Raw genomic sequence first — 21,647 nt, 5'->3', positions numbered from 1 at the left:
TTATCATTTCTCATACTCAGACACTGATGCCTCGATGATCACAGCCTTCCAGCTTCGTGCCGCCCGTGCCCTCCTCAACATTGACCAGAAGACCCTGGCGGGAATGGCGGGCGTCTCCGTACCTACGATCCAGCGAATGGAAGCCAGCCACGGCAATGTGCGAGGCGTTGTCGACAGTCTGATGAAAGTGATCAATGCGCTCAACCGGGCCGGCATAGAACTGATCAGCGAGCATGTACGCAGCGACGACGGCGGGCGCGGCGTCAGGTTCCGGCATCCCGATGCGCTGACAGGCATACCAAACTAAGCCCCCAGCACCCACCTTCGCTCACGCCAGCACTATGCGTTGGCCGATCCCTTGTTTTCGCGTCCAGAACCTGTTGATGAACCCGCCTCGGCACCCCCATTCTTGGTCACGACTTGCCGCATCAAAAGGCAGGATTCGCTCATGATCGTGTATCTGCGCCGGTTGACCGGAAAGGAACGAAGCGAAAGAACCGACCGGCACCTCGCTCGTTTTCTGACGTTCATCGCGGGAGCCGCCAACGCTGGCGGGTTTCTGGCGGTTCAGCAGTACACCTCCCACATGTCGGGTATCGTTTCGTCGATGGCCGACCACGTGGCACTCGGCAATATCGGGCTGGCGCTTTCCGGATTGGGGGCCTTGTTGTCATTTGTCGCCGGCGCGGCCTGTTCGGCGGTCCTGGTCAACTGGGGAAGGCGGCAGGGCCTGCAGAGCGAATACGCGTTCCCACTTGTCCTGGAAGCGGTCCTGCTGATCTGTTTCGGTCTGCTCGGCGGCCATCTCGCACGTCACGAAGCGCTGTTCGTGCCAATGACGGTGATGCTGCTTTGCTTCATCATGGGATTGCAGAACGCCATCATCACCAAGCTGTCGGAAGCCAGAATCCGCACGACGCATGTCACCGGCCTGGTGACCGACATGGGCATCGAACTCGGCAAGCTGCTTTATTGGAACATCTCGAGGAATGACTCGAACGAACTGTTCGTGAAGGCGGATCGAAGGAAGCTGAGGCTGCTTGCGTCGCTTGTTGCATTGTTCTTTGTCGGCGGCGTCATCGGCGCCATGGGTTTCAAGCACGTCGGCTTTGCGGTGACGTTGTTTCTCGCTGCCATTCTCCTCGTGCTGGCCTCCATGCCGGTCCTGGAGGATGTCTCCATTCGCATGAGGCGGCTCTGGCAGTAGCCCCATGGAGCTTTGCCACATGCCGGATTGGCCGTCGGGAATCCGGCACCATATCGGCGACAGCAAATTGTCTCTTGGCGTCACCCGACATGCCTTGTACAGATTCTCCCTCTTTGGTGCCCCTCATCCTGTCGGGGGGAAGAGCCCGTTTCATATGCAAAGAGCGTAGCGTGCGCAGACACCCGCTCATCAACGGCGGGAGGTCGCGTTGGGCTGGTTGAGCCGTCGCTCGGTGGAGCAGAAGCCGGCAACTCCCGTTTCCTCGATGCGCAGCTTCTCGGGCCTGATGGCCGCTTATTGGCGATCGGAGAAATGGCTGGAGGCATGGGGGCTGACGTCGGTCATCATCATACTTACAGCCTTGTCGGCCTTGGCCAGTGTCTGGTTTGCGGAGGTGTCGGGCCAGCTTGTCAGCGCGATTGCTCTTCTTCACCGTCCTGAAGATCCCGCGACGCTGAGAACCATCCTGGAGAGTGCCGCGATACTTGGCGCGATCGTGGTCCTTCGGGATATAGGCTTCATCCCCGTCCGTCACTATTTCTCGACGACGCTGCACCGCAAGTGGCGTGCGTGGCTTGATCAGCGGTTCAACGATGCCCTGCTCGACAGGAACCACACGCACTATCATCTTCAACATGGCGCCACCCATGCCATACCGCCCGAGATCTCGGTCCCCGACAATATTGATCAGCGTGTCCAGGAATCGATCAAGGGAATGGCCGGCGGTGCCATTGGCGTCGCCATGGGTATCGCGGGGGTGCTGCTGTCACTTGTCTTTGTTGGCAGCAAGATCGTCGAAACGTCCGCTCCGGTTGATGGACTGCCCTTCTTCGGTAGCTACGGCAGCGCCTTCCTGACGCTTGTTGCCGTCATTGCCTACGTCCCGATTGCAACCTTCGTCGCGACGAAGCTGGGGGCGGTGTTGCAGGTGCTGGACAACACGATGCAGAGGGCCGAGGGCGGTTACCGCGGCGAACTGAACAGGCTTCTCCACAACAGCTTTTATACCGCCGCCGCCTCGGGCGAGATTGCGCAGAAGGGCATCCACAAACGCCGCTACCTCGACATTGATCGGACCTGGGCGAGGCTCAACAAGCTGGTTTCCGGATATATGGCATTTGAGCTCTTCTACAATTTCCTGGGCTCTCGGATTGTTGCCTACGCGCCGGGTCTGTTGCCCTATGTGGACAACGAGATCAGCCTGCAAACCTACGTTACGGGAGCCGAACTGGCGAACGCGCTGATCATTGCTTGTTCCTGGTTCATCCACGTCATGCCGGACATATCGACGCTCAAGGCGAATTCAGGTCGCCTGACCGAGCTTGCAAGGGCGATCGAGGATGTGCAGCGGCCGCGCGAGTTCTACGCGCGAACCGGCCTTTCCGAACTGCGCTACAGCACGCAGGACCCCAAACTTGGCCTGACCCTCAATGATCTGGAACTGATGCATGAGGGAGATGATGCGCCCTTTGTCAGGACCGGCAAGCACCACTTCAAGCCAGGAGAATGGACCTTGCTCGTCGGAGAGTCGGGCAGCGGCAAGTCGTCTCTGTTCAAGGCCATCAACCGCCTCTGGCCGCACGGTCGCGGCGCGACAATTCTGCCCGAGGGCGTACGAAGCCTGTATGCCGCTCAGGATGTGAACCTACCCCCCATATCCCTCAAGGAACTGATTTGCATGCCTGATCTTGTTGAAGCCCATTCGGATGTCGACGTCGCCGTCGCGCTGACCAAGGCAGGCCTTGCCGAGTTCGCCGGCGACCTCGACCAGGAGGGTCGCAGTGGGCATAGCTGGGACCAGCTCCTTTCCGGCGGTCAGAAGCAGAAGATCATACTCGCGCGGATACTCCTGCTCCGGCCGGGCCTGCTGTTTCTGGATGAGTCGACGAGCGCCCTCGACCCCGACGCCACGGTTGCCTTCCACCAGGCGATCAAGGATGCTTGTCCGAGCGCGACGGTGATCAGCATCATGCATGACGCCACGCCTCCGATATCCGCCACCGGCAAGGGCTTCTACGACAGCGTGGTCACCATCGCAAACGGCACCACCAGAAAGGAGCCGCTCGCGGACACGAAAGGCGGCCCCGTGGGTCCGGCGCGGGTAAAACCGGTTGCCAAGGCAAAAGAGCGCGAAGACGTGCAGCCGCGGTCCAGCGGCCAAGGATAGCCTCCACTCTTCATCGGGTACCCCGCGTGCCACTTTAGCCCAGCGCTTGCCCTTTGCCTAAATGCCGGAGCGTCCGGCAGCATGGGCGATAAAAATCACTTGCCCGTCATGCGCTGCCTGCAGCCCGCCAGCGCTCGATCTTCCCTTCCTGGCTGTCATTCTGGCGCTGGATGGAACGGCTACGGCCCGACCATTCGATACGGCGGAAGACGCCGCCGCGTTCAACAGACCGATCACATCGGCCGGATCGGGAATTGACTCGCTAACCGACTGCCGGAAGCGTACAATTTCTTGATCGCCGGCCATGGTTCGCGCGCTTGGGCATGGAAGAGCCAACCACGCTTTCACCATGAGGGAAAAGCAATGTCTTTCGACCATCCAATCGACTCCAAGCAGCTCTCAATGCTCGCCAAGGTTCTCAACGACTACTGTACCGAGGCAGGAATTCCCAAAGGCCACCCGGCAAGAGAACATTTCGGGCGGCGGCTCATGGATTTGTTTCAATCCGGGGTGGATCAGCCGCAGGAGCTAAAGTCAAAAATGAACGCCGGCTACGAAGAGTGGCTGGGCGAGACCGGCACTATTGATCATTTCATACCGCCCAAACTATCGTCCGAAGACCGTCTCGTAGGCGACGATATCTTGCCCGGATCGGATCGCAGAGGCAGACCAGCCGCCGGCAAGAACAGTGGCGGATAACGACCCTTCCATGTCCATCAGGACTCATGGGCAACTTAAGGACCCGCGGCTTTCCGGCAATAAATTTGCCGACTGAATGAATGCTTCGGGACAAGCCGACGGAGCATCGATCGCTGTCTCGGCTTCTCGCGGATGCCGAAGGTCCGCTTTGCGGCCCAGCTTCGCGACCACTGTTCTAGGCAATGGGCATCGGTCGTGTCGGCTGCCGACACCCTGCTCGCTGCCAATCCCGTGCCCTGAAGCAGGCGCGCGGCGCCCGCGCGGTTCGCCTTGATCGAAATCAAGGACAATTGGCGCATTGCTCATAACGTCATCAAACAGAAAAGAAGTGGAGGAATGGATGATGGACAAAGACAGGGTAATCGGGTCTGCGAAGGTCGTAAAAGGGAAGATAAAGGAGGCTGTTGGCAAGGCGGTCGGTGACGCCAAGTTGGAGTCCGAGGGCAAGGCCGACAAATTTGAAGGCAAGGTCCAGAATGCTGTCGGAGGCATCAAAGACGTTATCAAGGAGAAATAAGCACTGTTGCTGGCAACTCTCTGGATTGCCAAATCGACAGTCAATCGAGTTTGCCCGGATAGGGTGAGCGTCGGCAAGGTCCGACCAATGGGATCAAAAGGAGAAGACCCATGTCGCTTGGAGCCATACTGATCATCTTGCTTATCATTTTCCTGCTCGGTGGCTTTAGTGGCCGCTTCGGTGGATACGGCTACGGGTTCGGCCACGGCGGCGTTGGCATTCTTGGCGTCATTCTGATCATCGTCATCGTCCTGGTTCTGATGGGGCGAGTTTGAGCCCATTTCTCACGACACAGGCGAAAGCATACCCACTTAATCGCTCACACACACAAGGGGTAACCATCCCCTCCAGGAGAAGATGATGAACAAGATCATCTCGGGCATACTGGCCGGCGCATTGTCGGCTTCGTTCGCGGTTTCCGCCGCCTTGCCGGCCAATGCCGTGCAGATGTTCGTACCGCAGGCGCCGTCAGCTTCAAGCGACGTTCAGGCCGTGGAAGCCCGCAACGGCGACCCGCGGTGGATACGTCGGCACGGCAACCGAGTGCATCGCCGTGTCATACACAACGACGGCATGTACTGGAACGGCCACCGCGGCTACCGCGAGTACCATCGCGGCTATCGCCGGCACGGTGACTTCTGGTTCCCGCTTGCTGCCTTTACCGCCGGTGCACTGATTGGCAGCGCAATCGTCAACAGCGAGAACAACCGTGTCTATGCGGGTAACGCCCATGTGCAGTGGTGCTACGACCACTACAGGTCGTATCGCGCGTCGGACAATACCTTCCAGCCTTACAACGGCCCGCGTCGGCAGTGTCATTCGCCCTACTGAAGTTCCGCCGCCTGCTATCCGCTTGGCTGGTCCTGAAGCACACGATGGGACCAGCCTCTAACTGGCGCCCCGCCCTACGCCTTGCGCTGCTCGGCGTGGCACATGCCATGGCCTGAACGCCAGCAGGCTCAGCTCATGCGCGATCTCGTCAGCGCCAACCGATGGCGGTACCAGCAACATCGGCTGGACAAGATCACGCACCTTGCCTGCCATGACGAGTGCGTTGCGGTCCGAGGCGCCGCGGGTATCGAGCAGTCTGACATTCGCCCAGATATTGCTGAGTTTCGCGGCAACCCGATCCGGCATGGTGTCAAGGTCGTGGCGAGCATGAACATTCCCGATCAGCAAGCCGGATGAGTTCTTGAGACGTGTCTGCGCCAGACCGAAGAATGTCTCGGCGCACAAATGATCCGGAATGCGCCGCCCCGAATATGCGTCGAGAACGATGGCGTCGTAGCGATGACGGTCGGCGCGCAAAAAATCCCGCCCGTCGGACGTGCAGCAGTGAACGCCCCGGGGCAGCCCAAAATATTGCTGGGCGATCTGGAAAGCCTTTGGGTTGATGTCGACGATCGTGACACGCACGCCAACCCTGTCAAGCATCGTGCCCAGGCTGCCGCCGCCACAACCGATCATCAGGACGTCGGACACTTCCGCTTGCGCGAGAAGACCAAAGATCGCGTGTATATAGGGCACGACGCTGATGCCATTGGGGTCGCACTCGCTTTGGTAGCAACCGCCTTGGCGATAGATGAACGAACCGGAATCCTTGGTCCGCAGAACCTCGATGTTGCCGAAATCGGTATGATATTTCGCAACCCGGATCATGACCTGGTCACCACAGCCAATTCCTAAATCCGCCGCTCAACTCGTCTCTCGAACGGCCTTTTGCCAGGGCGTTTCGCGGCCTCCGTCATGGCAGGCCGGCTTTTGCACTTGCCGGGCACCGGGGAGCGCCCAATCCCGGCTCCTGTCGCGCGGTTTCCCATGGCGCAGGGATAGATGTGTCACGCATCATTTGTTGAATGCACCGCATTTTAATATATGCTGCAACCGGCAGGGACAATATCTCAAAGTTGACAATGAGGGATGCAACCCGTGATAACCGCTCCACAGTTGCGTGCCGCGAGGGCGCTCCTTGGCGTTGACCAGCGCAGGCTGGCCGAATTGTCCGGCCTGTCGGTGCCGACCATTCAGCGCATGGAAGCCAGCGAGTCGATCATCCGGGGCAACGTCGATTCCCTGATGAAGTTGATCGGGGCCCTTGACCTTGCCGGCGTCGAGCTGATCGCCGAGGGCGCCTCCAGCCAGATCGGTGGACGCGGCGTGCGGCTTAAAGCGGATTTCGATCCCGCCAAGGTTCTGGGCGGGGACGACGCGGGCGCCAAACTCGCTGCGAGGAGCGTGGCGTGACTTCGGACGCCGCGGTCCTCCTATGGGGCGTTGCATCGCTCCTGGGGACAGCGGTGCTTGCGATTGCGTTGAGCCGCACACCGGGCTCGGGAACACGCCTCGTCTACGGCTTGACGCTCGGTATTTCGGCCACCGCGCTCCTGGTCCTCGCTGGCCGCATCCTCGAAGACCCCATCACCCCGTCGACTGTCGTATTGCCGCTCGGGCTGCCTTGGATTGGAGCTCATTTCCGCCTGGATGCGCTCTCGACCTTCTTCCTCGTCGTCATCAATTTCGGCGGCGCCATGGCCAGCCTCTACGGTCTCGGCTATGGCAGCCACGAGCCCTCGCCGCACCGGGTGCTGCCGTTCTTCCCCGCCTTCCTCGCCGGAATGAACCTGGTCGTGCTCGCGGACGACGCCTTCAGCTTCCTGCTCTCCTGGGAATTCATGTCGCTCTCTTCCTGGGCGCTGGTCATCGTCCACCATCGCGAACGGGAAAATGCACGGGCCGGTTACATCTATCTCGTGATGGCGAGCTTCGGCACGCTCGCGCTGCTGCTTGCGTTCGGCTTGTTGTCCGGGCCGGGCGGAAACTACACGTTCGAAGCGATGCGTGCCGCGGGGGCCACCCCGCTCACCGCCACTTTCGTCCTGGCTCTCATGCTGCTGGGCGCCGGCTCCAAGGCTGGTCTCGTTCCGCTGCACGTTTGGCTTCCACTCGCTCACCCGGCCGCGCCAAGCCATGTCTCGGCACTCATGAGCGGCGTCATGACCAAGGTCGCCGTGTATGGCTTCATCCGCGTTGTCTTCGACCTGCTCGGTGAACCGACATGGTGGTCGAGTATCATCGTCCTTTTCTTCGGAGGCCTCACCGCCGTCCTGGGTATCCTTTACGCGTTGATGGAAAAGGACCTCAAGCGGCTGCTTGCCTACAGCACCATCGAAAACATCGGCGTCATCTTCGTAAGCCTTGGTCTGGCGCTCGCCTTCAAGGCGAACGCCATGCCATCGGCCGCGGCGCTGGCGCTTACGGCCGCGCTGTTCCACGCTCTCAACCATTCGTTCTTCAAAAGCCTGCTTTTCTTCGGCGCCGGCGCCGTGCTCACCGCAACCGGCGAACGGGACATGGAGAAGCTGGGCGGTCTTATCCATCGGATGCCGCAGACCAGCTTCGTCTTTCTCGTTGGCTGCGTGGCGATCTCCTCGCTTCCGCCCTTCAACGGCTTCGTCTCCGAATGGCTGGCCTTCCAGGCTGTCCTGCAGAGCCCGGATTTGCCGCAATGGGCCCTGAAGGTGATGGTGCCCGCCGTCGGCGGCCTGCTCGCGCTGTCGGCGGCGCTGGCCGCGGCCTGCTTCGTAAAGGCCTTCGGAATTACGTTCCTGGGCCGACCACGGACCTCGGCGGTGGAACACGCGCATGAAGCCGACCGCTACTCGTTGGCGGCAATGTTCATCCTTGCCGCGCTCTGTCTGCTTGCCGGCATTCTGCCGGGCTTTGTCATAGATGGCCTTTCCCCCGTGACGCTTTCGCTCATCGGCAGCCGCATGCCGGTGCAGATGGCGCAACCTTGGCTTTCGATCGCGCCGATCGCCGAGAGCCGCAGTTCCTACAACGGCCTGCTGGTGTTTGTATTCATCGCCATTTCCGCATCCGCCGCGGTCTATGTGATTCATCGCTTCGCCTCGCACGCACTGCGTCGCGGTCCCGCCTGGGGTTGTGGCTTCGCGGATGCCGTCCCGGGCTCGCAGTACACGGGCGTCAGCTTCGCGCAGCCTATCCGCCGGGTCTTCGGCACGTTCGTGTTCCGCGCGACTGAAAGGGTCGAAATGCCGGCACCCGGCGATACCGGTCCGGCTCGTTTCAAGCTGGAAATCCATGACGTGATCTGGGAGACGCTCTATCTGCCCATCGGCAAGGCCCTCGACTTTGCGACCGACCACCTGAACCATCTGCAGTTCCTGACGATCAGGCGCTACCTGACCCTTGTCTTCCTCTTCCTCATCGTCTTGCTCCTGGTGCTCGCACTATGGCCCTGATCCTTGAGTTGACGGTCCAGGGCGCGCAGATGTTGCTGGTGCTTTTGCTGGCACCGCTCCTGACCGGCTTCGTCCGCAAGGTGAAGGCAAGGCTGTTGCGGCGCCAGGGCCCTCCTCTGATCCAGCCCTATCGCGATCTCTTGCGGCTCATGCGCAAGGAGGTCGTTCTGGCCGACAATGCATCCTGGCTGTTTCGCGTCATACCCTATCTGATCTTCGCCTTCACCTGGGTCGCCGCCGCGCTCATACCGACATTCGCCACCGGCCTCGAGTTCAGTTGGACCGCCGATCTCATAGCGATCGTGGCGCTGCTTGGAAGCGCGCGGTTCTTCCTGGCGCTGGCGGCGATGGACGTCGGCACGAGCTTTGGCGGCATCGGCGCCAGCCGCGAGGTGATGATCGCTTCCCTGGCCGAGCCCGCCATGCTCCTGATCGTGTTCAGCTTGGCACTCGTTGCCGGCGCGACGCAACTGTCCACGGTGGCGGCTTTCATGGGCTCGCCGCAGGTTGGCCTGCGGGTATCGCTCGGAATGTCACTGATCGCTCTCGTCATGGTGGCAATCGCGGAAAATGCCCGCGTGCCGGTGGACAACCCGGCGACGCATCTGGAGCTGACCATGATCCACGAGGCGATGGTCCTGGAATATTCCGGTCGCCATCTGGCGATGATCGATTTCGCGGCCTTCCTGAAGCTTCTGCTCTACGTCTCGCTGATTTCCTGTGTCTTCGTTCCCTGGGGGCTCGTGACCGCCGGGGCCGGGCCATGGTCCTATGTTCTGGGCGTCATCTTCTACATCTGCAAACTTGCCGCGAGCGGCGTTCTCCTCGCCTTGTTCGAGACTGCCATCGCCAAGATGCGTGTCTTCCGCGTTCCGGATTTCCTCGGAGCGGCGCTCATGCTGGCCCTGCTTGCCACGCTCCTGCGGTTCGTCTCGAGGAGCCTCTGATGAACGGCCTCACCTTCGACATCGCTCATCTGCTGGCCGGTGGCCTGGTGCTGGTCAGTTTCATGATGCTGTACCAGGATCGCCTCTTTGCGCTGATCAATGTTTTTGCGGTCCATGCCATCGTGCTCGCCCTGTCGGTGGCCTGGCAGGCCTACATCCAGGACGCGCATCATCTCTACGTCACGGCGGCGATTGCCCTCATTTTCAAGGCGATCGTCATTCCCGTCGGGCTTCATCGCATCATTCAGCGGCTCGGCATCCATCGCGATATCGAGACGGCGGTCGGGATCGGTTCGACCATGCTTGCGGGCATAGGCCTGGTGACCCTGTCCATGGTCCTGATGCTGAGGGTCACCCCCTACGCCGCCCCCCTCGCCCGCGAGGACCTGGCCTTCGCGCTGTCCATAATATTGCTGGGACTGCTGGTGATGGTCACCCGGCGGAATGCCGTCAGCCAGGTGGTGGGATTCATGTCGCTCGAGAACGGCCTGGTCCTTGCCGCCACCGGGGCCAAGGGCATGCCGCTGGTCGTCGAGATCAGCGTCGCCTTCTCGATCCTCATCGCCTTCATCGTCATCGGTGTGTTCCTGTTCCGCATCCGCGAGAGGTTCGACTCGGTGGATGTCGGCGCGCTCGACGACTACAGGGGAGAGCATCGTTGACCGCGTTTTCCCTCGATGCGGTGGCCGCCATTTTGCTGATACCAGTCGTCGCGGCCGCGCTTCTGGCGGCGCTGCCGAATTACCGGCTGGCGGCTGGCCTCAATGTCGCCGCGAGCTTGCTGACCTTGCTCGCCGCAATGTCGCTCTTCGTCACTGATCGGCCACCGCCCGGTCAATACCTGCTCGTCGACGATCTCAACATCGTTTTCATCGTACTCAATGCCTTTGTCGGCTTCACGACCAGCGTCTTCAGCGCCTCCTACATTGCGCACGAACTGGATACCGGACGGCTGACCGCGTCGAACCTGCGATTCTACCATGCAATGTACCAGATCATGATGTTCGGCATGAACCTGGCGTTCGTGTCGAACAATATCGGCTTGATGTGGGTGGCGGTGGAGCTTGCCACGCTGACCACCGTGCTCATGGTTGGCATCTATCGCACGCATGAAGCGCTGGAAGCCGCCTGGAAATATTTCATTCTGGGCAGCGTCGGCATCGCGCTTGCCCTGTTCGGCACCATCCTCGTCTACATGGCCGCGCAACCAGTTGTTGGCGAGGGCACGAATGCCATGGTCTGGACAATGCTCATCGCAAACGCGGCGCATTTCGACCCGGCATTGCTGAACGTCGCCTTCGTCTTCCTGCTGCTCGGCTACGGTACGAAGGTAGGCCTTGCGCCCTTGCATGCCTGGCTGCCCGACGCGCACGCGGAAGGCCCGACGCCGATTTCCGCGGTGCTGTCGGGCTTGCTGTTGAACGTCGCGCTCTATGCCGTGCTGCGTTTCAAGATGTTGCTCGCGGCAAGCCCGGAAGCGATCGCCACGGGGCCGTTGATGATCACGATGGGGCTGACGTCGCTTGTTTTCGCGGCCTTCATGCTCTACCGCCGCCGCGACATCAAACGTCTGTTCGCGTATTCCTCCATCGAGCACATGGGGATCATCGTGTTCGCTTTCGGCATGGGTGGCCCGCTCGCCAACTTTGCCGGCCTGCTGCACATGGTGATGCACAGCCTGACCAAGTCGGCGATCTTCTTCACGGTCGGACACATCGCACAGGTCAAGGGAACACAGAACATAGCGGAGATCAGGGGGCTGACGGAAACGCATCCGGCGCTTGGCTGGGCGCTCGTCATCGGCGTCGTCGCCATCGCCGGCCTCCCTCCATCCGGCATCTTCATGAGCGAATTCCTGGTTGTGAGTTCGACATTTGCAAGACACCCCTTTCTGGCTATGCCGCTGGTATTCGGGATTCTGCTCGCCTTCGGCGCCCTGCTGCTTCGGCTGACCGGCGTCGCTTTCGGCGAACCGCGCGGCAGCACCGCGCCCGCCGACGCGTCCTACATTCCGATGTATTCCCACCTGGCGCTGGTGTTTGCCGCCGGCATCTATCTGCCGCCACCACTGGTCACATGGTTCCAGCATGTCGCCAACCTTCTGGGATGAAGGAAGGGAGAAAGAAGCATGCCCGCTCTGATCGACCTCATCCTTGCTGGCCAACGTGTCGACAACCATTTTCCGTGGCCGCGCGCCGTGGTGGCTCCCAAGATATGGAGCTTTGCCGTTGAACAGCTGGTCGAGGGTCACTGGGGCTTGCTCGGTCTCTGGGGTGAGCCAGGCGTCGTCCACATGGCGCTCCTCGATGAAAGCACCTGGGAGATCGGCGTTGTCAGCCTGGTATGTCCGGACGGCCGCTACCCCTCGGTCGGCCAGCTGCATCCGCCCGCATTGCGCCTCGAACGCGCGGCCGCCGACTTGTTCGGTCTCTTGCCGCAGGGCGCGCCCGATACACGACGGTGGCTTGATCATGGCCAGTGGGGGGTCAGCTATCCGCTGGGAACCCAGCGGACGTTGTCTCCGACGGCGTCCCCCTATCATTTCCTGCCTGCCGAGGGGGAAGGCCTGCACCAGATCCCGGTCGGACCCGTCCATGCCGGCATCATCGAGCCGGGGCATTTTCGATTTACGGCGAGCGGCGAAACGGTTGTCCGGCTGGAAGAGCGCCTCGGATACACGCACAAGGGCATAGAAGGTTTGATGGCGGGATCCGACATCGATCATGCCGCCAGGCTGGCGGCCAGGACCTCCGGCGACAGCACCGTGGCGTACTCCTTCGCCTTCGCCCGCGCGGTCGAAGCGGCGCTCGATGTCGAGATTCCTCCGCGCGCGGTCTGGCTGCGAGCGCTCATGGCCGAACTGGAACGTCTGGCCAATCATCTGGGCGATATCGGCGCCATCTGCAACGACGCCTCCTTCTCGCTCATGCATGCCCACTGCGGGGTGCTGCGTGAGCGCGTATTGCGGGCAAGCGATGCCGCTTTCGGCCATCGTCTGATGCGCGACTGCATCGTGCCTGGAGGCGTGGCAAGCTTCCTGAGCGACGAGGGAACGACAGCGGTTCGGTCCCTGCTCACCGAGATCAGGCAGCGGTTCCCCCAGTTGATCGACCTCTACGACAATACGGCGTCGCTGCAGGACCGGACGGTCGCAACCGGCCGGCTCAAGGCAGAACTCGCCCGACAGTATCGCGCCGGAGGCTATATCGGCCGAGCCTCTGGCCGGGACTTCGATGCGCGGCGCGGTCTGGCCTATCCGCCCTATGACGAACTCGCCTTTGACATCCCTCTCCTCCAGGAAGGCGACGTGAACGCGCGCGTCTGGATTCGCATCCACGAGGTAAAACAGAGCCTGTCGCTGATCGAACAGATCCTGGGAAAACTGCCCGGCGGCCCGATCCATGTCGATCTGGCGCCGACGGACGGACCGCATGAAGGCATGGCGCTCGTCGAAGGTTTTCGCGGCGACATTCTGGCCTGGCTGCGCATTGGCAAGGGCGGCCTTGTCGAGCGCTGTCACCTGCGTGACCCGTCATGGTTTCAGTGGCCGCTTCTTGAAGCTGCCATCGAGGGCAACATCGTCGCCGACTTTCCGCTCTGCAACAAATCGTTCAACTGCTCTTATTCCGGGCACGATCTTTGAAGGCATGCTGTCATGCGCAAGCTCCTCTTCGAAAGCCTGATACGCCCCGCCCTCACCGAGCGACCACCGTTGGCACGCGACTCGGCGGTCGAGGAATTGGCGCGCGCCCTCAACGGGTCCGCTCGCAAAAGGCTGGGCAGAAGCCTGGCCATTCGGGCTGTCGACGCCGGTTCCTGCAATGGCTGCGAACTCGAGATGCATGCGCTCCACAATGCATTCTATGACATCGAGCGTTTCGGAATCCGTTTTGTCGCCTCGCCGCGTCATGCCGATGTCCTGCTTGTCACAGGACCGGTGACCAAAAACATGCGCGAAGCGTTGAAGCGAACATACGACGCGACTCCCAACCCCAAATGGGTGGTTGCACTCGGGGATTGTGCCAGGAACGGCGGCTGTTTCGCTGGCAGCTATGCCGTGGTCGGGGGAGTGTCGGAGCTGCTGCCGGTCGATCTGCACATTCCAGGCTGTCCGCCGCCACCAATCGAAATTCTGAAAGGCTTGCTCGCCTTGCTCGAAGATTCACGGACCACTGTTCGCAAGGGTTGAACGTCGATGTGGAGGCTTTCCAAGCCGGGCTTGTCGCTGCCTCGGAATAGCGTCTGCGAGCGCTCGATTGTCGATTTCACGGCCCGCCGTGCATCGCTGCGGCATTGGTGCTTCGCCCTCGCTGCGCGGGCTCGTCCCGGCGCTCGGTGGCTGACAGGATCGCCACCATTGAAACCGCACCGCCTGTGCAATCAGCCGCGCCGGCGCAAAGCCGCCGCAGAGCGGACAATTCCCTGTGGGCGACCTCTTGAGAGAACGGCAGCTTGTTTGTCGTCGCGTGCCAGCTGGCACGCCATCTGGTCGAAAGCCCAGCGACACGCTGGTGGTGCCGGCTTCGCCGCTTACATCGAGCGACTTACCAGCGACATTGATGTTGTTGTTGCCAATGACGGGATAAGGTCCGCGCCTGCCAGAAATGTGCGAACTTCGGTGCGAACCTGCTGCGCCCGACCCACCAAAAGGTGTCCGCCAGTGTCGTAGACGACCAGCTTGGCACCAGGGATCTTGTCCGCTGAGAACTCAGCCGCCGGCAGCGTGTTGAACAGGTCGTCACGCGCGGAGATGATCATTGTCGGCGCGGTAATTTCACCCAACGGCATTTCATGTAGTTCGGGGACGCTGTCGATATTGATTCCAGGGAAGCGCAGCGACAAGGGCTCGACGCTCCGGACAAAGCTCATGACGCGGTCCCGCTCGGCCTGAGGCGCAGCCGCTACCAGCGCCGGTCGAACGCCGAGGAAGCGAATGAGTATCGACGGCGCGACGTTCTCGGCGGCCCACCAGGCGAAATCGCCGCCAGCGTTGACGGCCCAGAATGCGAACCTGTTGCCGCGGCCCACTTCGATCGAGATCGGACTGGTGGGCGAATAAAGGGCTGGGACGACCAGGATGAGAGCGGCGACCTTGTCCGGGTGCCGGAGTGCCAGCTCAGCCGCGGAACGCGCGCCTGCCGAAATACCGATGACCACAGCCTTGGGGAGGTTGAGTTTGGAAAGCAACGCCGCGTGCGCATCGGCCTGCGCGGCTGGGGAGGAGTCCGGCGGAACGGGCGTGCGTAGATAGCCGAAGCGCGACGGCGCGATGACCCGAAAGCCCTCACCCACAAGATCGGCTGCATTGGAAAGGCCTTGGTCAAAGCCGCCGCCGGCGCCATGGATCGACAGAAGCGGAATGCCCGCGCCGCTGTCGGCGTATTCGATCGGGCCTGTGTCGAGGTTGGCGACCAGACTGCCTCGGCTGGCCGTGTCGCGCATGCGACCAAGCTCGTTCTTATAAAGCAGGAAGGCCACACCGGCCGCGGCCATCATGGCGATCAACATGGCCAGCAGGAAACCTCTAGTTCGGCTCATTGCCATACTCCACCAAATGGGCCGCCATTCTGCCGCCAAGCGCCTGAATCAAGGCGAGCCGCGCAGGGGACCGGCCAGTCATTTGCACGACCGGTCCCCCGTTCAATGCGAGACGAACACCGGCAACGAGAATTGCTCGAGCAGGGACTTGGTCATTCCGCCGAACAAGGCCTCGCGGATTCGCGAATGGCTATAGGCGCCGGCCACGATCAAGTCGGCGTCCTCCACGGCGCGCGAAGCGAACAGCGCCTCGATTGCCGACAGGTCGCCGGTGTCCGTCCAGCGGTCGGTCTCGGCTTTGACGCCATGTGCGAGCAGATGGTCGCGCAGCAAGTCGATATCCGTATCCTTTATATCGGCCGGCGGATCGAACGCGAACACCGTTACTTTCCGCGCCCGGACCAAAAGGGGCATCGCATCATGCACGGCACGGGCGGCTTGTCCGCTCGGCGACCAGGCAATCGCGATCTCTTCTCCAACGGGTCTCGGCCGCCAGTCCCGAGGCAGCAGGATCATCGGCACGCCTGCCGACGTCAACAAATCCCCGGGCACCTCGGGCGGAATCCTGTCGGAAACCTCACGGTAGGGCTGTGTGGCGACCACCAGATCCGCATAGGGCGTATAGTAATGCTTCCATCCCGCCGAGTTACGATCCGCGACCTTGAAGCGAACGTCGATGCCAAAACGGTTGGCACTGGCTAAAAATGTGTCTTCAAGCGATTTCGCGCGTTCAGCCCACTCGCTGGCGAAAGCTGCGGCGGAGTCGACGTCGACGCCAGTCAACCTCGCGCCGTGTGCTTTTGCCAGCGAAAGGGCAAAATCCACCCGCGCTGCGTTTTCGACCGAACCGTCGAGGAACACCAAGATATCCTTGTAGCTCATGTGACGCTCCTTCTTCCGTGTGCCGGCTGTTTCCGGGCAGTTCCACCTAAGCGCGCTGGATGCTGCCACGCTTTGCGGCGGATCAAACGGCCGAGCGGCACCGATCTCGATCAAGTCTGCTCTACGCACGGCCACGCCGTTCTTCCCGGACCGAACGAGCCGGCAGGACCGAGAGCCCATGGACCAGACGGTCCATGAGCACCACGCACGGCCGGCGACACGCAGGCCGCTGCTTGGCGGACTGTTGGCGAACCGGCCCAAAATCATTGGTAAACTTCGTCGTCGAGGGCGAGATTTCGGGCGATCAGCCCGAACCTCGGCAAGTCCTCGCTCTATGACAGGTTGATTGCGACATTGCGCAGCAGCGCAACGGATTTCCGCATGCCTTCCATCGGGGAAAGCATCATGTCCTCGTGCTCGATCGACAGGACATCGTCGTAGCCAACCTGTTTGAGCGCGGTACAGAACTGCCGCCACCAGGTCTCACCGTGACCGTATCCGAGCGTGATATAATTCCAGGCTCGTTCGGCGTACAGGTTTGGTGGGCGAGCATCGAGCGTGCCGTCGATGGCCGCGGGAATTGGCTCGATCCGGGTATCCTTGGCATGGACATAGTAGATCGCCGAGCCGAGCTTGCGGATGGCGGCAATCGGGTCCGCCCCCATCCACAGCGGATGACTGGGGTCATAGTTGGCGCCGACCGTTTCACCGACGGCGTCACGCAGCTTGAACAGCGTCTGGACGTTGTAGACGGCCTGATGGCCGTGCAGTTCCAGGCACAGTTTGTGGATGCCGAGGTTGTTTGAGAACGCGACGAGATCGCGCCAGTAGGGAATTATCCGCTCTTCCCACTGGTAGCGCTGGATCTCCAGGCATTCCGGCGGCCAGTCGGTGATGATCCAGTTCGGATGGGCGTCACCCGGCCCCCCCGGCAGGCCCGACATCATGACGACGCGATCTATCTCCATCAGGCTGGCCAGCCTTATCGTATCCTGTGTAACGCCATGATGGGCCGCGCCCTGCGGCCCAGGATGCAGCGGATTGCCCGAGCAGTTGAGCGCTGCGATCGTCATCCCGTGATCCCTGATCTTGGCGACGAATTCCTTGCGCGTGGCCGCGCTCGCCAGCATCGCCTGCAGATCGATATGCGGCGCCGACGACCAGTTGCCGCAGGCAAACTCCAGCGTCTCAAGTCCAAGCTCGGCCGAGGCGCGCAACATCTCGTCGAAGGCGAGGTTGCCGAGGCTGTCCGTAATCATGCCGATCTTCATCTGGAAACTCCTCGTTCAATCGCGCTAGAACCGAACGGTCTCGAACCGGCCGGACTTGGCGGAGGCAAGCGCTGCCTCGCACAGGATCATCGCCTTGCGGCCGTCGCTTGCGGTGACGTCGGGCCGTTGGCCTGTTTCGACACAGGTGATGAAATGATCGATCTCGGCGGCGTAGGACTCGGCATAGCGCTCGACGAAGAAGTAATAGGGCTTGTCGCGCGATATCGCCTTTGCGCCTGAAACTTCGACCGATGTCGGCACCCTGTTGCCGGCCCGCAGCATCCCATCCGCGCCATGCACCTCGATGCGCTGGTCGTAGCCGTAGGCGGCCCTGACGCTGTTGTTGATGTGGCATTGCCGGCCGGACGCCGTGCGCAGCACGAACATCGCGGTATCGTAGTCCCCCAGCTTGGCATATTGCGGCGCGACGAGGGACGACCCGGTCGCGAAGAGTTCCACCGGCTCTTCGCCCAACAGGTTTCGTGCCATGTCGAAGTCATGGATGGTCATCTCCCGGAAGACGCCCCCTCCTCCGGCCAGCGCTTCCTCGGTTTCGGGTTCCGGATCCCGGCTGGTGATGATGACCTGTTCGACGGCGCCGATCTCGCCTTGCCCAAGGCGCGCCTTGAGCGCCCGAAAACTCGGGTCGAACCGACGGTTGAACCCGATCTGAAAGGGCACGCCTGCCTTCTCGACAGCCGCCAGACATTGGTCCGTGCGCTTGAGATCAAGATCGATCGGCTTTTCGCAGAAGATCGCCTTGCCCTTGGCGGCGGCGGCCATGGCCAGGTCCGCATGGGTTCTTGTCGCCGAAGCGATGAACACCATGCGGATCGACGGGTCATCCATCACGGTCTGGGTGTCGGCGATCTCGGCTCCGGTAAGGGCCGAGACCTTCGAGGCGGCCTCGATGTTCGGATCGACGATGTAGCGCAGGCGCACGCGGGGATGCCGCGCCAAATTGCCCGCATGCACCTGGCCGATGAGGCCCGCTCCAAATAGACAGACATCGATCATGCGTTTGATTTCCCTGAAAGGCCGCGTGGTGTCGGCCGGCCTTGTGCGCGGCCGGGGCGGCGACTTGATTGAGGTGGGTGGCTGCCGAGCCGGGTCGTCATTTCACGGCTCCCATGGTCAGCCCGCGAACCAGATGGCGCTGCACCAGAAGCGCGAAGAAGACGATCGGCAACGCGCCGATGACGCCGGCCGCCGACATCGAGGCCCAGTCGGTGTCGATGCGGCCGATCAGCGTGGCGGTGCCGCGCGGCATCGTCATCGCCCGGGGCGTGGCCGTCAGCGCCAGCGCGAACAGGAATTCGTTGAAGGTGACAAGCACAGCGAAGATGGCGGTCGCCGCAAGGCCGGGTGCCGCCAGCGGCAGGGTGATGCGCCGGAACGCACCGAAGCGGGAATCGCCGTCGACCATGGCGGCTTCCTCGAGATCCACGGGGATCTCGCGAAAGAAGCTCTCCATCATCCAGACGCAGAAGGTGATGTTGAACGCGGTGTAGGTGGCGATCAGACCCAGCCAGCTGTCGAGCAGGCCGAGCTTGAGCATCAGCAGGTAGACCGGGATCAGGATGACGACCGGCGGCACGATGCGCAGCGTCAGCAGGAACAATCCGACCTTGCGCTCCATCGCGAAAGGCAGGCGAAAGCGGGCGATCGCATAGGCGCCCATGGCGCCGGCGACCAGGGCGATCGCCACGGAGAAGAACGTCACCACCAGCGAGTTGGTCAGATAGGCGCCGAACTGCTTTTCCGTGAACAGCCTGATGTAATTGTCCAGTGTCGGCACATGCGGATAGAGCGTGCCTTCCTGGGTGATCTCGCGATTGGACTTCAGCGATGTCGAGACGAGCCAGTAGATGGGCAACAGCACGATGGCCAGCACCGCGCTCATCACCCCGATACGGGCCAGACGACTGTTCATGATGCGTCCACCCTGCGCAAAAGCCGCACAGCGCTGAAGGCCAGCGCAAGCACGACGAGACCGATGGTGACGAAAAGTGCCGCCGCATAGCCGGTCTGCTGGAACTTGAAGGCGGTGTCGTAGCCATAGATCGAGACCAGCCGCGTCGCCTCGCCCGGTCCGCCCCGGGTGAGCACGAACACCTGGTCGAACGTGCCGAAGGCGTCGATCGTTCGAAGCACGATGGCGATCGCCAGCACCGGCCGCATCATCGGAAAGGTGAGATCGGCAAACACCCGCCAGTTGCCGGCGCCGTCGACGCGGGCGGCCTCGAAGGGTTCGTGCGGCAGCGACTGCAGGCCGGCGAGCAGGATCAGGAACATCAGCGGCGTCCATTCCCAGACATCGAGAACGACGAGGCCGATGAAGGCCTTGACGGGGCTGCCGAGGATCTGCACCTGGCCGCCGCCCATCCACTCGGAGATTGCCGTCAGCATGCCGGCGTCGCTGGCGTAGATCAGCCGGAAGACGATGGCGACGACGACGGGCGTGATCACCATCGGGATGATCAGGATCGTCCTCAGCAAGCGGATGCCGCGAAATTCCCGCAGGCAGAACAGCGCCAGGGCAAAGCCCAGGATGGCCTCGAAAGTGACCGACAGGGCGACGAATTCGACCGTCACCCAGAGCGAGTTCAGAAACTGCGGGTCGCTCCACAGCTTGATGTAGTTCTGCATGCCGACATCGGCGACGACCGAGCCGTAGCGATAGACCTTGGTGCTGGCGCGCAGGCCGTCCCAGAGCGGATAGACAAGCACGCCAAGCACGATCAGCAGGCCTGGCGCCAGCATGAGATAAGGGAGGGCGAGGTCGAGCCCCGCCCCCTGCAGACGGTATTTGCGGCTCTGCGTCCCGCCGTTCGCCATCAGTAATAGCCGACCGAAGACAGGTAGTCCTTGACCTGCTTGGCGGCATTGTCCAACGCGGCGCCGCCACCCGAGCCGGCCTGCAGCGCCTTGTTGAGTTCAATGCCGAGCAGTTCCTCGACCTTGGCCCAGTCGGGCGTGCGCGGCCGCGGCAGCGCGCCGGCGTCGAGCTGCTGCAGAGCGACCGGGATCAGGCGGTTGCCTGGCTTGGCAACGCCGAAGGCGCTGCGCTTGACCGGGATGGAACCTGCTTCCGACAGCTTGGCCTGGATGTCGGCGCTGACATACCACTTCAGGAACTCGACCGAGTTGGCCTTGTTGGGCGCCGATTTCGGAATGCCGGCGATGAAGATGCCCATCTGGGCGATCGCCGATGTCTGCTTCGGCACGACGCCGAAATCCAGCTTGCCCGCCACCTTGGTCTGCGCCGGATCGTCGGCCTTCAGCGCATTGCCGGAATACTGGATGATCGCGCCGGCTTCGCCGCCCAGGATCGCCGCGCCCTCCTGATCCGAGTCGAACTCGACGACGCCGCTCGGCGCGTTCTGCTTCATGGCGCCGACGAAGAATTCGGCCGACGCCTTGCCTTCGGCGGAGTTGAAGACCGGGTTCCATTTGTCGTCGAAGAACGAGCCGCCAAACGACAGGAAGACCGGATACCAGCTGGTCACGATCGGATTTCCGGAAACACCCCGGAACACGACCGGATATTTGATCTTGCCAGCCGCAACGCCTTCCTTGCCCTTGGCGATGACCTCGTCCCAGGTCTTCGGCGCGCCGCTCGTGTAGACGTCGTTGCGGTAGGTCAGGGTTTGCAGATCGCCGACGAACGGCACGCAGATCAGCGTCGGCGTGGCGGTTTCGAAGCCTTTCACGCGAGCGCCCTTCTGCGGCGGCCAGTAGCCCATGTCGATCATCGAGCCGATCCAGTCCTTGTCGCCGCCGTCGATGCCGGCCGCGCCGAGATCCTCGAGCACATTGGCCGCGCCGAACTGCGGCACCCAGGGATCGTCGAGGAGGTAGAGGTCGTACTGGCCGGCGCTGTTCTTGGCGTCGGCGAACCACTTCTCCAGTGTCACGCCATATTCATCCTCGAGGAATTCGATGTCGAAGCCGGCATCCTTGGCGAGCGGGATGATCTTCTGCTTGAACGGCGTCAGGCCGCCATCGGCGAAAGCGCCGATGATCACCTTCTTGCCGGCCGCCCTGGCCGGGACAGGCAGGCCGAGTGCGGTAAGGGCGGTGGTGGCAAGCGCCAGGCCAAGTCCTCCCTTGAGTACGGAGCGGCGAGTAAGTCTGCTTCTGCTGGAATGCGTCAT

General features: G+C 61.9%; 21 protein-coding genes and 1 pseudogene. 14 read left to right on the top strand and 8 right to left on the bottom strand.

Annotation, left to right across the window (positions count from 1 at the left end; genetic code table 11):
- The first annotated feature begins 34 nt into the window (after window positions 1–34).
- The 7 genes and pseudogenes from AC56QP_RS27690 (at window position 35) to AC56QP_RS27660 (ending at window position 5,421) form a co-directional block, all read left to right on the top strand.
- Window positions 35–307 carry a helix-turn-helix domain-containing protein gene (locus tag AC56QP_RS27690; protein WP_489862589.1) on the top strand — a complete coding sequence of 91 codons (273 nt, stop codon included), beginning with the start codon at window positions 35–37 and terminating at the stop codon, window positions 305–307.
- A gap of 141 nt (window positions 308–448) precedes the next feature.
- Window positions 449–1,195 (top strand): annotated as a pseudogene (locus AC56QP_RS27685) (YoaK family protein); the annotation flags it as partial.
- Between the two features lie 220 nt (window positions 1,196–1,415).
- A complete protein-coding gene (locus AC56QP_RS27680) occupies window positions 1,416–3,374 on the top strand; it encodes an ABC transporter ATP-binding protein/permease (protein ID WP_489862590.1) in 1,959 nt (652 codons plus the stop codon).
- 363 nt (window positions 3,375–3,737) lie between these two features.
- Window positions 3,738–4,073, top strand: a complete 336-nt coding sequence (locus tag AC56QP_RS27675) for a hypothetical protein (RefSeq protein WP_489862591.1) — start codon at window positions 3,738–3,740, stop codon at window positions 4,071–4,073.
- 343 nt (window positions 4,074–4,416) lie between these two features.
- Entirely contained in the window at window positions 4,417–4,590 is a 174-nt protein-coding gene (locus tag AC56QP_RS27670) for a CsbD family protein (RefSeq protein WP_056593465.1), read from the top strand.
- Between the two features lie 110 nt (window positions 4,591–4,700).
- Complete coding sequence (locus tag AC56QP_RS27665; RefSeq protein ID WP_489862592.1) at window positions 4,701–4,865, top strand: DUF3309 family protein; 165 nt, start codon at window positions 4,701–4,703, stop codon at window positions 4,863–4,865.
- Between the two features lie 85 nt (window positions 4,866–4,950).
- Window positions 4,951–5,421: a BA14K family protein gene (locus tag AC56QP_RS27660; RefSeq protein WP_489862593.1), complete on the top strand. Its 471-nt coding sequence runs from the start codon at window positions 4,951–4,953 to the stop codon at window positions 5,419–5,421.
- A 57-nt stretch (window positions 5,422–5,478) separates the two neighbouring features.
- Here AC56QP_RS27660 and AC56QP_RS27655 read toward each other — a convergent pair whose 3' ends face one another.
- Window positions 5,479–6,249, bottom strand: coding sequence for a spermidine synthase (locus tag AC56QP_RS27655; RefSeq protein WP_489862594.1), 771 nt, complete (start codon window positions 6,247–6,249; stop codon window positions 5,479–5,481).
- Between the two features lie 270 nt (window positions 6,250–6,519).
- Between AC56QP_RS27655 and AC56QP_RS27650 the strand changes: the two genes are divergently transcribed.
- From AC56QP_RS27650 to AC56QP_RS27620, 7 genes are read left to right on the top strand one after another with little or no spacing between them, the layout of a single operon-like run.
- Window positions 6,520–6,834 (top strand): helix-turn-helix domain-containing protein, encoded by a 315-nt coding sequence (locus AC56QP_RS27650; RefSeq protein WP_167365184.1) that lies wholly within the window; start codon window positions 6,520–6,522, stop codon window positions 6,832–6,834.
- Complete coding sequence (gene hyfB / locus AC56QP_RS27645) at window positions 6,831–8,852, top strand: hydrogenase 4 subunit B (RefSeq protein ID WP_489862595.1); 2,022 nt, start codon at window positions 6,831–6,833, stop codon at window positions 8,850–8,852. Before AC56QP_RS27650 ends, hyfB begins: the two co-directional genes overlap by 4 nt.
- Window positions 8,843–9,799 (top strand): respiratory chain complex I subunit 1 family protein, encoded by a 957-nt coding sequence (locus AC56QP_RS27640; RefSeq protein ID WP_489862596.1) that lies wholly within the window; start codon window positions 8,843–8,845, stop codon window positions 9,797–9,799. Before hyfB ends, AC56QP_RS27640 begins: the two co-directional genes overlap by 10 nt.
- A complete protein-coding gene (locus AC56QP_RS27635; RefSeq protein WP_489862597.1) occupies window positions 9,799–10,461 on the top strand; it encodes a hydrogenase-4 component E in 663 nt (220 codons plus the stop codon). Before AC56QP_RS27640 ends, AC56QP_RS27635 begins: the two co-directional genes overlap by 1 nt.
- The gene (locus AC56QP_RS27630; protein ID WP_489862598.1) at window positions 10,458–11,909 is read left to right on the top strand and encodes a hydrogenase 4 subunit F; all 1,452 of its coding nucleotides are present in this window, start codon (window positions 10,458–10,460) and stop codon (window positions 11,907–11,909) included. Before AC56QP_RS27635 ends, AC56QP_RS27630 begins: the two co-directional genes overlap by 4 nt.
- A gap of 18 nt (window positions 11,910–11,927) precedes the next feature.
- On the top strand, window positions 11,928–13,442 hold the full coding sequence (locus AC56QP_RS27625) for a hydrogenase large subunit (RefSeq protein ID WP_497100971.1): 1,515 nt from the start codon (window positions 11,928–11,930) through the stop codon (window positions 13,440–13,442).
- 12 nt (window positions 13,443–13,454) lie between these two features.
- Window positions 13,455–13,988, top strand: coding sequence for an NADH-quinone oxidoreductase subunit B family protein (locus AC56QP_RS27620; RefSeq protein WP_497100972.1), 534 nt, complete (start codon window positions 13,455–13,457; stop codon window positions 13,986–13,988).
- A 341-nt stretch (window positions 13,989–14,329) separates the two neighbouring features.
- Here the strand turns inward: AC56QP_RS27620 and AC56QP_RS27615 are convergent, their stop codons facing one another.
- The 7 genes from AC56QP_RS27615 to AC56QP_RS27585 form a co-directional block, all read right to left on the bottom strand.
- On the bottom strand, window positions 14,330–15,337 hold the full coding sequence (locus AC56QP_RS27615) for an alpha/beta fold hydrolase (RefSeq protein ID WP_489862599.1): 1,008 nt from the start codon (window positions 15,335–15,337) through the stop codon (window positions 14,330–14,332).
- 102 nt (window positions 15,338–15,439) lie between these two features.
- Window positions 15,440–16,219 (bottom strand): hypothetical protein, encoded by a 780-nt coding sequence (locus tag AC56QP_RS27610; protein ID WP_489862600.1) that lies wholly within the window; start codon window positions 16,217–16,219, stop codon window positions 15,440–15,442.
- 332 nt (window positions 16,220–16,551) lie between these two features.
- Entirely contained in the window at window positions 16,552–17,490 is a 939-nt protein-coding gene (locus AC56QP_RS27605; RefSeq protein WP_489862601.1) for a sugar phosphate isomerase/epimerase family protein, read from the bottom strand.
- Between the two features lie 24 nt (window positions 17,491–17,514).
- Window positions 17,515–18,507 (bottom strand): inositol 2-dehydrogenase, encoded by a 993-nt coding sequence (iolG, locus tag AC56QP_RS27600; protein ID WP_489862602.1) that lies wholly within the window; start codon window positions 18,505–18,507, stop codon window positions 17,515–17,517.
- A 97-nt stretch (window positions 18,508–18,604) separates the two neighbouring features.
- Window positions 18,605–19,423, bottom strand: a complete 819-nt coding sequence (locus AC56QP_RS27595; protein WP_140812981.1) for a carbohydrate ABC transporter permease — start codon at window positions 19,421–19,423, stop codon at window positions 18,605–18,607.
- Window positions 19,420–20,328, bottom strand: coding sequence for a carbohydrate ABC transporter permease (locus AC56QP_RS27590; RefSeq protein ID WP_256752177.1), 909 nt, complete (start codon window positions 20,326–20,328; stop codon window positions 19,420–19,422). Before AC56QP_RS27590 ends, AC56QP_RS27595 begins: the two co-directional genes overlap by 4 nt.
- On the bottom strand, window positions 20,328–21,647 hold the full coding sequence (locus AC56QP_RS27585) for an extracellular solute-binding protein (RefSeq protein WP_489862603.1): 1,320 nt from the start codon (window positions 21,645–21,647) through the stop codon (window positions 20,328–20,330). Before AC56QP_RS27585 ends, AC56QP_RS27590 begins: the two co-directional genes overlap by 1 nt.

This window comes from Mesorhizobium sp. RCAM 05104 (genome assembly GCF_059683645.1).
Note: the sequence above shows the minus strand (reverse complement) of the source record. Positions and strands in the feature narration are given on the sequence as shown.